The organism is Paenibacillus sp. FSL L8-0436 (genome assembly GCF_038593025.1).
Classification (GTDB): Bacteria; Bacillota; Bacilli; order Paenibacillales; family Paenibacillaceae; genus Paenibacillus_AQ.
In genome coordinates, this window is the sequence record NZ_CP151955.1 from 2151660 (window position 1) to 2164343 (window position 12684).

14 protein-coding genes are annotated in these 12684 nt (G+C 50.3%); 11 read left to right on the forward strand and 3 right to left on the reverse strand.

Features of this window, described 5'->3' with window-relative positions; all coding sequences use genetic code 11:
- Window positions 1-12: 12 nt before the first annotated feature.
- Window positions 13-294 carry a hypothetical protein gene (locus NSS79_RS09550; protein ID WP_342439161.1) on the forward strand — a complete coding sequence of 94 codons (282 nt, stop codon included), beginning with the start codon at window positions 13-15 and terminating at the stop codon, window positions 292-294.
- Between the two features lie 286 nt (window positions 295-580).
- Here the strand turns inward: NSS79_RS09550 and yhbH are convergent, their stop codons facing one another.
- Window positions 581-1744 (reverse strand): sporulation protein YhbH, encoded by a 1164-nt coding sequence (gene yhbH, locus NSS79_RS09555; RefSeq protein ID WP_038599129.1) that lies wholly within the window; start codon window positions 1742-1744, stop codon window positions 581-583.
- A 448-nt stretch (window positions 1745-2192) separates the two neighbouring features.
- Between yhbH and NSS79_RS09560 the strand changes: the two genes are divergently transcribed.
- Both NSS79_RS09560 and NSS79_RS09565 read left to right on the forward strand, forming a co-directional pair.
- A complete protein-coding gene (locus NSS79_RS09560; protein ID WP_342439162.1) occupies window positions 2193-3785 on the forward strand; it encodes an amidohydrolase in 1593 nt (530 codons plus the stop codon).
- A gap of 173 nt (window positions 3786-3958) precedes the next feature.
- Window positions 3959-4846: a hypothetical protein gene (locus NSS79_RS09565; RefSeq protein ID WP_342439163.1), complete on the forward strand. Its 888-nt coding sequence runs from the start codon at window positions 3959-3961 to the stop codon at window positions 4844-4846.
- A gap of 121 nt (window positions 4847-4967) precedes the next feature.
- Here NSS79_RS09565 and NSS79_RS09570 read toward each other — a convergent pair whose 3' ends face one another.
- Window positions 4968-5432, reverse strand: a complete 465-nt coding sequence (locus tag NSS79_RS09570) for a hypothetical protein (protein WP_342439164.1) — start codon at window positions 5430-5432, stop codon at window positions 4968-4970.
- A 172-nt stretch (window positions 5433-5604) separates the two neighbouring features.
- Here NSS79_RS09570 and NSS79_RS09575 point away from each other — a divergent pair, with 172 nt between their 5' ends.
- Entirely contained in the window at window positions 5605-5982 is a 378-nt protein-coding gene (locus NSS79_RS09575) for a DUF423 domain-containing protein (protein WP_342439165.1), read from the forward strand.
- A gap of 94 nt (window positions 5983-6076) precedes the next feature.
- Here the strand turns inward: NSS79_RS09575 and NSS79_RS09580 are convergent, their stop codons facing one another.
- Window positions 6077-6583 carry a hypothetical protein gene (locus NSS79_RS09580; protein WP_342439166.1) on the reverse strand — a complete coding sequence of 169 codons (507 nt, stop codon included), beginning with the start codon at window positions 6581-6583 and terminating at the stop codon, window positions 6077-6079.
- A 201-nt stretch (window positions 6584-6784) separates the two neighbouring features.
- Between NSS79_RS09580 and NSS79_RS09585 the strand changes: the two genes are divergently transcribed.
- From NSS79_RS09585 to sufU, 7 genes are all read left to right on the forward strand, one after another.
- Window positions 6785-7087 carry a DUF1805 domain-containing protein gene (locus NSS79_RS09585; protein ID WP_076113274.1) on the forward strand — a complete coding sequence of 101 codons (303 nt, stop codon included), beginning with the start codon at window positions 6785-6787 and terminating at the stop codon, window positions 7085-7087.
- Between the two features lie 371 nt (window positions 7088-7458).
- Window positions 7459-7920, forward strand: coding sequence for a Dps family protein (locus tag NSS79_RS09590; RefSeq protein ID WP_342439167.1), 462 nt, complete (start codon window positions 7459-7461; stop codon window positions 7918-7920).
- A gap of 183 nt (window positions 7921-8103) precedes the next feature.
- On the forward strand, window positions 8104-8706 hold the full coding sequence (locus tag NSS79_RS09595; RefSeq protein WP_342439168.1) for a DUF1802 family protein: 603 nt from the start codon (window positions 8104-8106) through the stop codon (window positions 8704-8706).
- Between the two features lie 200 nt (window positions 8707-8906).
- Window positions 8907-9689, forward strand: a complete 783-nt coding sequence (sufC, locus tag NSS79_RS09600) for a Fe-S cluster assembly ATPase SufC (protein ID WP_038588534.1) — start codon at window positions 8907-8909, stop codon at window positions 9687-9689.
- A gap of 28 nt (window positions 9690-9717) precedes the next feature.
- On the forward strand, window positions 9718-11019 hold the full coding sequence (sufD, locus tag NSS79_RS09605) for a Fe-S cluster assembly protein SufD (RefSeq protein WP_342439169.1): 1302 nt from the start codon (window positions 9718-9720) through the stop codon (window positions 11017-11019).
- Window positions 11016-12242: a cysteine desulfurase gene (locus NSS79_RS09610; RefSeq protein WP_342439170.1), complete on the forward strand. Its 1227-nt coding sequence runs from the start codon at window positions 11016-11018 to the stop codon at window positions 12240-12242. Before sufD ends, NSS79_RS09610 begins: the two co-directional genes overlap by 4 nt.
- The gene (gene sufU, locus NSS79_RS09615) at window positions 12229-12666 is read left to right on the forward strand and encodes a Fe-S cluster assembly sulfur transfer protein SufU (protein WP_038588542.1); all 438 of its coding nucleotides are present in this window, start codon (window positions 12229-12231) and stop codon (window positions 12664-12666) included. The genes NSS79_RS09610 and sufU overlap by 14 nt, the downstream gene beginning before the upstream one ends.
- Window positions 12667-12684 lie beyond the last annotated feature (18 nt).

Genomic DNA, 12684 nt, shown 5'->3' on the forward strand with positions numbered 1-12684 from the left:
GGAGCGTCTACTATGCATTCCATGGATACGATTACTCAGGAATTGCTTGAAATCATTAATGCTCATCTCTTGCAAAGAGCTGAAGAAGCGGGAAAATCGGGTGAAACTGGATTGCTGGCCAGCTTGGAAGGTGACCTGGAGTTGTCCAATTATATTAATTCCCTTGATTTCATCATGATTCTCGTTAATATTGAAAAAAAGTTTAACGTGGTGCTGCAAGGAGACCTGAATATCCTAACAGATCGGAGTTTTATCCAAATTGCTGAATTTATTGCAAAAAACAGGAATGATTAATGTTAGCCCTGAAAAAGCTTGTATTTAGGGAAGGGATCTTCAGTTAGGGGCTAGGTGCAGTATAAAAATGCAGCGCGTATCCGCTTAGGCTACGCGCTGCATTTTCTTTTTAGGGGATATGTCACTCACGGCAGATGCTGACCGATGCGGTTCGAAGAGAAGCACTGTTGGATGCCCTCACCTGCGTACCAAGGGACATCGCTTACCCGCCCGATTTGAATTTGTTGAATGAAGCCCGTGGGATACCTTCTTATTATCTTATTAGTTCTCCTCTAAATCCGTCTCATCACGATTTCGCCAAATCTCTTTTGCCGAAAAAGGTCTTGAGCGCCTGGTACACTTCCTTCTTATCCTTAATGACATAATGCATGAACTGCTCCTGCTTCAGATGCCGGTAGGCGGACATCAGCGTGCTGCTGCGGTTGTACTGGTTCACCTCGCCGTATCCGAACATATTGCTGCGCTTCAGCAGCTCCCCGATCAGCTTGACGCAACGTTCGTTATCCGAGGTGAGATTGTCGCCATCCGAGAAATGAAAAGGATAGATATTGTATTTGGCCGGCGGATACCGGCTGTCGATAATCTCCAGCGCCTTCTGGTAGGCTGACGAGCAGATCGTGCCCCCGCTTTCACCCCGGGTGAAGAAATCATGCTCACTGACCTCTTTGGCTTCCGTATGATGAGCGAGGAACACAATCTCGACCTTTTCGTATTGCCGGCGCAGGAAGCGGGTCATCCAGAAAAAGAAGCTGCGGGCGCAGTATTTCTCAAAGGTGCCCATGGACCCGGAGGTATCCATCATGGCGATGATGACTGCATTGGAATGAGGAACGGTAATATCATCCCACGTTTTGTAGCGCAGATCATCGGGACTGATGCTGTGGATGCCGGGATTTCCGTTGCTGGCGTTGCGCCGCAGATTCTCCAGCAAGGTGCGCTTCTTGTCGATGTTCGACATCATGCCTTTTTTGCGGATATCGTTGAAGACGATGGACTTGACCTCGATCTCTTCTTTATCCTTCGGTGCTAGGTGGGGCAGCTCCAGGTCCTGGAACAGAATGTCCTCCAAATCCTCCAGGTTCACTTCAGCCTCAACCGTATCCTGACCCGGCTGATCGCCGGCCTTGTCACCTTTGCCCGGTTGGGCAGATTGCGAATCACGGCCGAGCACATCACCAACCTGGCTGTCTCCGTCTCCCTGGCCGACATGCTTTTGCTTGCGGAAGTTATAGATAATCCGGTACTCATCCAGACTGCGGATCGGCACCTTCACAATCTGTTTTCCGTCCGACATGATAATGTTCTCTTCGGTAACGAGGTCGGGCAGATTATCCTTAATGGCTTCCCTGACCTTCTGCTGATGACGTTCCTGATCCTGATGGCCTTTGCGGTGAAGGGACCAGTCTTCTTTTGACACGACAAACGCATATGGACCGGGTGATTGCGACAGGATGACCACCTCCCATGGAATATAAATCGGTACGGGCGTATGCACATGCTTCTTAAAGAGAGTAACTCTGAGGCATGCTGTAACTAAAGTATATTCAGGGGTAGGGAGGATATGTGAAGATATCAATGGGTATAAACTGCGGAGCCGGGAACTTTGATGCCTTATTCACTGATCTCTTCAATATTAAGCTTATAGCTGTTTGACCGGGATTCCCCGGAATATCTCCGGCCGTCAATCGTGTTATATTAACCTATGACGGGTAATTCCTGCTCATGGTTTCGAGCTCCTCCGGGGTGATTTCTTTCTTAATGACAGCAGAGTGATACATGATTTCATGAACTACATTAGACTGAAGCGTCTTGAGACTGCATGCTTCCGGCTCATGCCCATAGATTGAAAGAAACATGCTTTTAATATAAAAGTTGTTATAACAAAGGAGCAGAAGTACATGACCGCAACCTTATTTAAAAATGGCGTTCTGCCATTTCGCAGCCAACCTGGCGATAACGCAGTATATGTGGAGGACGGCAGGATGACTGCCCTTGGAGAGGGCAGGGACTTGGCCCTGCAGCTTAGCGGCAGAGAATATAACGTTGTCGATTGGGACGGAGCCTATGTGCTGCCCGGTCTGACCGATGCGCATGTGCATCTGGGCATGCACGGGATGAAGCTGGATATGCTGGATTTCACGGGTATGACCTCCAAAGAAGAGATGCTGCATGCAATTGCCAGACGCGCAGAGATTACGCCTCCCGGGGAATGGATCCTCGGGCTGAACTGGAACGAGAATGAATTCCGGCCTGCCGCAGCGCCGCATATATCCGAGCTGGATGCGTTGACAGAGCAGCATCCCGTATTCCTTACGCGTACTTGCTTTCATGCCTTCCTCGGCAACAGCGAGGCTTTCAGGCGGGCAGGCGTGACCGAATCCACTCCAGACTTCGCTTCCGGAGCCTACGGCCGTGATGCTGAAGGGAAGCTGAACGGCTGGATTTATGAGGATGCCTCACAGCCGTTTAATGCCGTGCAGCCGGTGCCCGATTATACCGCCAAGAAGAATGCGGTCCGCCGGGGAATTGCCGACGCGCTCTCCCTGGGGCTTACAGCCGTGCATACAGAGGATCTGAGGCTGCTGGACAGTGTGGAGACGATGCTGCAGATTCACCGTGAGCTGCGCGAAGAAGGCCTGTTCTTCCGCACACACCAGCTGCTGTATTATGGCTATCTGCAGGAGGTGGAGGAGCTGCGGCTGCAGGCAGGCAGCGGTGACGAGTGGCTGCGGCTTGGTGCGGTCAAGCTGTTCGCCGACGGTGCCATCGGCGGACGGACCGCACTGTTGGAGCAGCCTTACAGCGATGCCCCGGATACATCCGGCATCGCGATCCATACACAGGAGAAGCTGAATGAAATTGTCGGCGCGGCGAGACGGCTGTCATTTCCGGTTGCTGTGCATGCGATCGGAGATGCGGCAGCCCGGATGACGCTGGCTGCGATGGACCATCACCGGCTGTCTCCGGAAGCCGTCCTGCCGGACCGCTTCATACATGCCCAGGTGCTGAATGGCGCGCTGGTGGAGCAAATGCGCGGACTTCGGCTCATTGCCGATATCCAGCCGCGTTTTGTGGCCAGTGACTTTCCCTGGGTGCTGGAACGGGTAGGCCCGGCAAGAACAGGGCATCTATATGCCTGGAATAAGCTGATGAAGGCCGGAATTACCTGTGCCGGTGGCAGTGACGCGCCGATTGAGCCGCTGAATCCATTTCTTGGCCTGCACGCTGCCGTTACCCGCCGCAAGCCGGGAGAATCCCATGAGGGCTACTTGCCGGGTGAGAAGCTGAGCATCCCGGAGGCGATAGGTCTGTTCACAACGGGCAGTGCGGCTGCCGCGGGAGAAGAGCGGGAACGCGGACGTATCGCACCGGGCTTGCAGGGGGATTTTACGGTAATTGACCGTGACGTGTTGAGCGATCCCGAGGAACTGCTGCAGGTGAAAGTACGGATGACTGTGGTCAATGGGAAAATCGCCTACTGTGCGCAATGAAAAAAGCAGTCCGGGTACGGGATGATGAGTTGAAGAAATGCCGCCTCATACACTTCTAGTGCGCTCCCCATCAATTTCGACAAAGTTTATGCAACCCCGGCTATGGGTTAAACGTTAATAAGGGTAACAAGCAGATATTGACCATACCGCACGTCTATGAGGAGGCAGTCAACATGAAATCACAACGTTCATTACCGGCTATTGCGGCAGTCGCTGTATTGATGCTGACATTAACCGGTTGCGGAGGTAACACTCCTGCTGAGGCTCCGGGTGAGCCTTCGGCAACGGTTTCTCCTTCACCTGTGGCAAACACAGCAGCGCCTGCACCTAGTCCTACCGCTACTGCTGAAGCACAGGTCATCCAAGGAACCGGCAGCTATGTCGGTCAAATTGACAGTCATTCGATTGAAATAGAAACGGAAGAAGGCCCTACCGCTTTTGAACTGGCTGCTGGCACCGAGAGTGTGCTTGAAGGTCTTGAGATGGAGGACCCTGTAGTTTTTGAATATGTAGAAAAGCCGGTGGAGGGTGATCCTTCCGTTGTCCAACGGATTCTTTCTAAGCTGTCCAAGGCGGAAGAAGGGGCAGCCCCGGTGACCAAACTGCCGGAGACCCGAACCATGAAGCTTACGCTGGAAGGTATGGCGGAAGAGAAGAGTGCCGCGCTTGCGGACGGAGAAGGTTATTCGCTTTATGTATTTGATATCTTTACCTTTGATGCGGCAAGCAACCGGTTATCTATGAAGGTGGATCCTGATTATTACGCCGAAATTAAAAAATTGCCTTCTGATTTTAATCTCGATCTTTTGGAGCAGGAAGGCCGTAAGAAATTGTCTGCTACTGGCAAGGTGACAGCACTCAGCAAGGAAGAGCGTGATCTCAGAATGTCTGACCTGCAGTTATATTTGACCGCAACAGGTTCCGGCCTGACCCGGCAAACGATCGTCAAGGAAATTGACGGACAGGGCTACATGATCGAACTCAATATTCCACAGAGAGAGGCCTCGGAAGGCTTCGGGCCACATGTCTACGCGTCGCTGGATTCCATCGTAAGCCGCTAGCAGGCGGAAGGCTGAATTACCTGTATTGTATTTCAGCTTGAGTTGCAGTATTAGAAGAAGAGCCACTCCACGAACGACGGGAGCGGCTCTTTTCCATTAATGGAAGTAAATAGCGGGATAATCAGTAGGAGCCGGCATTGACCAGAATGGTAGAAATGAGCAGCATGAACAACAGAAGGATGATAGCATTGATAATGGTGCCGATAACGGCGAACACTTTGCGGCGGTTGCGGAGAGTCAGCCCGATAATTCCGACAACTGCTCCGATTACATTAACAGCTGCAAGTATCAAAACGGTCAATCCCAGAAACATGAAGGTTCCTGCAGACTCATTGATGCCGCTGTTGCTTTCACTAAGAATGGAAGAAGCCTGCTTCCCTACCACCACAAAAGTAATTGCATAACCGATAAACGTGACCAGCGCGATCACAAAAGAGGCGATACCCGGGCCGGAATGTTTGAAATCACGTTTATTCGTTTGGTAGGTGTAAGGCACTTCAGGTTTTGACAGATCATTTTGTCCTGGAAATAGGCTGTCCTGCCGGGCTTCCTGTGAGTCGGATTTTGGTGGAGAATTATAGTCCATAATAAAAGTGCGCTCCTTGTAAAAGAATGGGTTCTTGATACTATCCACTTTTTCATAAGAACGCTTCAAATGCAAGTCCCACATTGAAAAAATCCTTGAACTCCGCTGGAATTGACCTCTGCCGGTAAGGTAAGATAGGGGAAGTCCAATAATAAGGAGTTGTATTCTGATTATGCAACGGAGATTGATCGCCTGGGGAGCTTTGCTGGCTATGCTGGCAGTGGGGATCGGCGCATTCGGAGCGCATATGCTGAAGGCTTCGATCAGCGAGGATTACATGAAGGTGTATGAAACCGGTGTGCATTATCATATGATTCATGCACTGGGACTGATATTGGTCGCGATTATTGCAGGACAATGGGGAGAGAGTGTCCGCCTGCGCTGGAGCGGCAGGCTGCTGATCGCAGGAATTGTTCTCTTCTCCGGCAGCTTGTACGTACTGAGTATTACCGGGATCAAAATCCTTGGAGCGGTTACCCCGCTCGGCGGCGTTTGTTTTATTGCCGGCTGGATATGTCTGGCTTGGGAAGCCCTTTCCCGCAAGAACTGACTGAAGTCAACCGGAAGGCATAAGCAAATAAAACAAGCACCTTTCACGGAATGCCATTCCGGTAGGGTGCTTGTTTGTGCTGCACAGGTTCGTGCTAATGAAATTCGTCAATTTCATTGAGGTTAAAGGTATAGACCTGTTTCTCATCAACATGGTAGATGCTTATCGAGTTGGCCGCTTCATCAAAATTTAGAATACGGCAGGGCATGGACATCTGCTTGCCATGACGGTTCGTCCGGATACGGACCAGTTGATTGTTCTGAATGTACTGTCTGATCTTTCCATAAGCATCCGCACGGCTTTCCACTGAGGGCTTATCCTCTGCGGGCTTTTCCGGTTGTTTGTCCGCCGGCTTCACTGGCAATTTAAATGGAACTGGAGGGGCTGACTCTTGTTGCAGAGCTATCTTCGCAGAACGTAGAAGGTTGTCAATGGTTCTTCCCAGCTCAAGACCTGAGTTAATGTTGAAATCTGTGATTTTGTCGCTGTTGTTCAACATTTCAAGTAAATATTGCAGTGCAAGCGGGTTGGTACGGGCATTAATCAGGATGTCGACGTTAAATAAATAATTTCCGTCCGTGTGTTGTAGTTTCTTGTCCATAAATCCCCCAGCTTTTTACTAAATCGATTCCTAAAGTAAATAAACTATAACATTAAATAAACAATAATCATATACTTCTTTGCTTGGAAATAAGGCTTAAAGTCTCTGTATTTTATTAGGAAATAGGACCATCGTCTACACACAGTAAAAGGGCTCCGCATACACATAGAGCGTGGATGACGAAAAAAGGAGGCGCTGCTATTGGTTACCATAGAACCTATTCAGGTCGGAGATCACACCTTAGTTGGAGTCGAGGTGAAACTTCCCAAAACAACGCTGCTCACCATCAGCACAAGCCGAGGGTATATTATGTGCGGAGCGCTGGATGTGGGACTGCTGAATAAGATGCTCAGTGACCGGCAGATTATTGCCGCACGGGCCGTTGGCGTACGCACATTGGCGCAGCTCCTGGCAGCTCCGCTGGAGTCTGTTACTATAGAAGCGGAAAATCTTGGGATTGTGCCGGGGATGGCAGGCAGCGAGGCATTGCTCCGCATGCTCTGAGCGGTATTGAACGTAATGATTTGGCGTGTTGCACGGGGCCCTCTGGGGGCCCTTTTGTTGAAATATAAGCATTTATATGCTTTACGCTATAAATTATCCTTCTATTTCTCGCTGAAACGGATACCGTCCTTTTGAGGACGGCGAAGCCGTTTCCACTTATGCGGGCAGTTAAAGGGCATAAGGCGGACAATCTTGGTCATCCTACGGATAAGGAGTTGGTTTAGCCCTCGGAGAGAGCTCGATTTCACTGTGGGTATGGCTTCCATTTTGTTTCGGCTAACCGCTGGAAGGGTAAAGTAAGTATAGACAATTGCAAGGCCGGACCTTGGACAAGCAGCCGGCTAAATTATGGATAAGGATGGGATCATATCATGGCTAAAGCATCTAACAAAGTAAACACTGCATCATTGGAACAAGTCCTCAACCGTCAAGTTGCGAACCTGAATGTATTGTACGTTAAAGTTCATAACTTTCACTGGTATGTCAAAGGCGAACAATTTTTCGCCCTGCATGTGAAATTTGAAGAGCTTTATGATGATATTACGCTGAAAATGGACGAAGTTGCTGAACGCCTGCTGAGTATCAAAGGCAGCCCTGCAGCTACAATGAAAGAATATCTGGAGATTGCCACCATTCAGGAAGCAACGGGCAAAGAAGATGCCCGGGGCATGGTCCAATCCCTCATTGAAGATTTTGCTACGGTATCCGAAGAACTAATGGAAGGCATTGAGCTTGCAGAGAACGCCAGCGATCAGCCGACAGCCGATTTGTTCATCAAGATCCGCTCTGATCTGGAGAAGCAGCAATGGATGCTGCGCTCGTTCCTGGGCTGATTCCAGCCTGACCCGAAATTACATTTGAAATTCTGCAAAGCCTCCTGTGCGGAGGCTTTGTTTTTGTGTTACTGTGGCATGAGCGTTGGCAGGCTGCGGAATTTGTAGACTCCTGCGGCAAGGGATATAATTTATAGTGAAGATGATGATTTTGAACAGGATAAGTGGAAGGAGTGATTGACCTTGAACGCTAACCCCGTAGCTTTAAAAGAATGGGCCTCAGCGATCCAAACGCTGACAGAAGGACGGATGATTATGCTGATGCGCAAAGGGGGGATAGAGGAAGAAACACGGCGTTTTGAACTTAAAAGCCCTTCGTTCTATCTCTATCCCACTTATGAACACCAGCGTGCCGAACTGCTGAAGGAGCCATACCGCCCGCTCGTCTCCCAGACACTGGAAGCAGGCAGCGCTGACTCCGCTGTGGTTTCATTGAATGCATACGCTGAAGCGGTTGCTGATTTGGAGGTTCATGATTTGAATCAGCTGGAATGCCTGTACCCCTATCACATCTGGAGCGAAGGACTTGCGTCCGAAAGATTGCGCTGGAAAGCGAAGGAACCGCTTCATATCCTGCTGCTTCGTGTATACGTTCCTGAGGCTCCCGCCATTATTCAAGTGCGGCCGGAGTATTCAGGCTGCCGCTCCTGGATTGAACTGGAGTCCCCGCCTGAAGCCGGCAACTTGCGCCCGGTTCTGGGCGACGAAGAGTTCCGGATCAGGAAAGAGGAAATCATCTCTGCCCTTGGACAGCAACAGGCTGAGAAAAGCGCTAAACGTGGATGACGGGTATGAAAATTGAAAATAGATATTTGTAAAAAAACCTTCTTTGTAATAAAATTAGTGAGAATCATTGATAATCACTGTGATTCACTTTATAATAATTATAATGTGATATAAAATCTAATTGTGCTGGCAAACAGGGACCCCCTGTTTCAATACAGCTTTCTGATTTTGCAAATTGATGAGTGGAGGGAATAATTATTATGGCAGCAGATTTTGTCATTGAAGGACTAAAAGCGACAATCGAAGGAAAAGAAATTCTGAAGGGTATCAATCTTCAGATGAAGGGCGGCGAAATTCACGCTATTATGGGTCCGAACGGTACAGGTAAAAGTACACTGGCTTCGGCACTCATGGGTCATCCAAAGTATGTAGTAACTGAAGGCACAGCTGTGCTGGAAGGTGAAGACCTGCTGGAGATGGCAGTAGATGAACGCGCACGCGCCGGTTTGTTCCTGGCCATGCAATATCCAAGCGAGATCAGCGGAGTAACCAACTCCGACTTTCTGCGCAGCGCGATCAATTCGCGCCGTGAAGAAGGCAGTGAAATCTCCCTCATCCGTTTCATCCGTCAGATGGAAGCTAAGATGAAGGAACTGGATATGAATCCGGAATTCCTGCACCGTTATCTGAACGAAGGCTTCTCGGGCGGCGAGAAGAAACGCAACGAAATTCTCCAAATGATGATGCTGGATCCGAAGATCGTCATTCTTGACGAAATTGACTCCGGCCTTGATATTGATGCACTCAAAATTGTCGCTGAAGGTGTAAACTCGATGCGCAGCCCGGAACGCGGTTTCCTGGTTATTACCCACTACCAGCGTCTGCTTAACTACATCACGCCTGATTACGTGCATGTTATGATGCAGGGCCGCATTGTGAAATCCGGCGGACCTGAACTCGCGCAGCGTCTGGAAGCAGAAGGTTATGAATGGGTTAAAGAAGAACTCGGCATTGAAGATGAAACTGTAGGACAGGAAGCTTAAAGAGACGCCAGGAAGGAGGAAACCACTTATGACGACGCAAACCATTCTTCCGGTGGATGCCGGACGTCTCAGCGAATTATCGCAGAGCAGCGGCGAGCCAAGCTGGCTGAAGGACAGCCGGTTAAAGGCGCTGGAACTGGCAGCAAGCTTGGAGCTGCCGAAACTGGAAAAGACACGGATAGAACGCTGGAACGTAAACAACTATGGGACCTACAAAGCAAGCCAGCCTTTTACAGCACTTAGTGAAGCACCTGCTTCCATAACGGCCCTGATTCAGGGTCAGGAGGAAGGCAGTCTGATTATTCAACGCAATTCAGGCGCTGTCTATACACGGCTGGCTCCTGAGCTTGCTGCGCAAGGCGTGATTTTTACCGATTTGCAGACAGCAGTCAAGGAGCATGGAGATCTTGTGCAGCGTTATCTGCATAAGGCTGTGCTGCCAGACGAGCATTCCATTGCTGCACTTCATGCCGCCCTGTGGAACGGGGGAGTATTCCTCTATGTTCCAAAGAATGTGATTATCGACACTCCGCTGCAAGCGGTGCTGCTGACGGACGACGCAGAAGCTGCTTTCGTTCCGCATATTCTGGTGGTTGCCGAATCGAACAGCTCAGTAACTTATGTAGACAACTATGTATCCGACAAAACGGAAGCCGGACTGCATAACGGTGCGGTTGAAGTATTTGTAGGTGCAGGCGCCAAAGTGCGCTTTGCGTCGGTACATCAGCTTGGCGTAGACACTACAGATGTGACCTACCGCCGTGCAGTGGTTGAGAACGATGGAACTATTGAGTGGATTGTCGGCGAAATGAACTACGGCGATACAGCGAGTGACACGAAGTCGGTGCTGAAAGGCAATGGTTCAAGCTCCGATGCCAAAGTGATCGCAGTAGGATCGGGTTCGCAGAAGCTGAACTATACGACGCAGGCGCAGCACTTCGGCAAGAATACGCCGAGTGACATGATTACCCGTGCTGTTATGCGGGATTCTGCGACTTCTATTATTAACGGAATTACGAAGATCGAAAAAGGCGCGACAAGAGCTGATGGACAGCAGACCGAGAAAGTTCTGATGCTGAGCCCGAAGGCACGCGGCGACGCCAACCCGATCCTTCTTATAGATGAAGATGATGTAACAGCCGGCCATGCCGCTTCCGTAGGACGGGTCAATTACGAGCAAGTGTTTTACCTGATGTCCCGCGGAATTACACGGCACGATGCAGAAACACTGATCATATACGGCTTCCTGGCACCTGTAGTGTCGCAAATTCCACTGGAGGGACTGCGCAATCAGCTCCAATCTCTTGTGGAAAGGAAGTTAGGCCAATGATTAACAGTAACATCCGGGAGCAATTTCCCATCCTGAATCAAAAGATTAACGGCCATCCGCTGGTTTATCTGGACAGTGCGGCAACTTCACAGAAACCGCGCCAAGTCATCGAAGCGGTGAAATCCTATTATGAATGGGATAACGCCAACGTCCACCGCGGTGTGCATACTCTGGGCAGCCGGGCTACGGATGCTTATGAGGGAGCCCGTGAGAAGGTTGCGAAGTTCATTCATGCCCGCAGCACGAAGGAGATTATCTTTACCCGCGGCACAACGACAGCGTTAAATATAGTGGCTTCATCTTATGGCCCTGCTGTTCTTAGTGAAGGCGACGAAATTGTCATCACGCAGATGGAGCATCACAGCAACTTTATTCCATGGCAGCAGTTGGCCAAGAAGACTGGGGCGACCCTGAAATTTCTACCGCTGCAGAAGGATGGAACGATCACCCTGGAGGATGCCGAGAATACGATTACGGACAAGACCAAAATCGTAGCCATCGCGTATGTATCCAATGTTATGGGGGTTACCCATCCGGTTAAAGAGCTTGCAGCCATTGCTCACCGCAAGGGTGCAGTTATCGTGGTGGACGGAGCACAGAGCACGCCGCATATGAAGGTCGATGTCCAGGAGCTGGATTGCGATTTCTATGCGTTCTCCGGTCACAAGATGCTGGCCCCGACCGGCATCGGTGCTTTGTACGGTAAGAAGGCATTGCTGGAAGCTATGGAGCCGGTTGAGTTCGGCGGCGAGATGATCGATGACGTCGGTCTTTATGAATCCACTTGGAAAGAGCTGCCTTGGAAGTTCGAAGGCGGGACACCGATTATCGCCGGTGCCGTCGGATTGGGAGCAGCAATTGATTTCCTGCAGGAGATCGGACTGGATGAAATTCACCGTCATGAAATCCAGCTTGCCGCTTACGCGGAGCAGCGTCTTGCAGAGGTTAACGGCTTGACACTGTATGGCCCGCGTAATCGTCAGGTGGGTGTAGTCACATTCAATCTGGGTGATGTGCATCCGCATGATGTGGCGACGGTGCTGGATGCGGAAGGTATTGCCGTCCGCGCCGGCCATCATTGCTGCCAACCGCTGATGCGCTGGCTTGAGGTAAGCTCAACGGCACGGGCCAGCTTCTACCTCTACAATACGGAACAGGATGTAGATGCGCTGGTCCAAGCTTTAATCAAGGCAAAGGAGTATTTCGCCTATGAACTTGGATGACTTGTATAGACGCGTAATTATGGATCATTATAAAAATCCCCGGAACCGTGGTTCATTTGCAGACGACGCTGTGAAGATTGAGCTGAACAACCCGACCTGTGGCGACCGCATTACGCTGCAGCTTAAGGTAGAGGACGGCATCGTCAAAGATGCCCGGTATAGCGGCGAAGGCTGTTCGATCAGCATGTCGTCGGCTTCCATGATGACGGAAGCCGTCAAGGGACAGACTATAGAGCATGCGCTTGAGCTTGCTGACAAGTTCTCCTCCCTGATGAAGGGTGAGACAGTAGATTTCGGAGACTATGAAGATATAGAAGCCCTTTCCGGTGTTAATAAATTTCCGGCGCGGATCAAATGTGCCACACTGGCATGGAACGCGCTTCGCAAAGGAATAGACGTGGAAGAAGAACACCAACAACATTAGATAACAAGGAGGCTGACA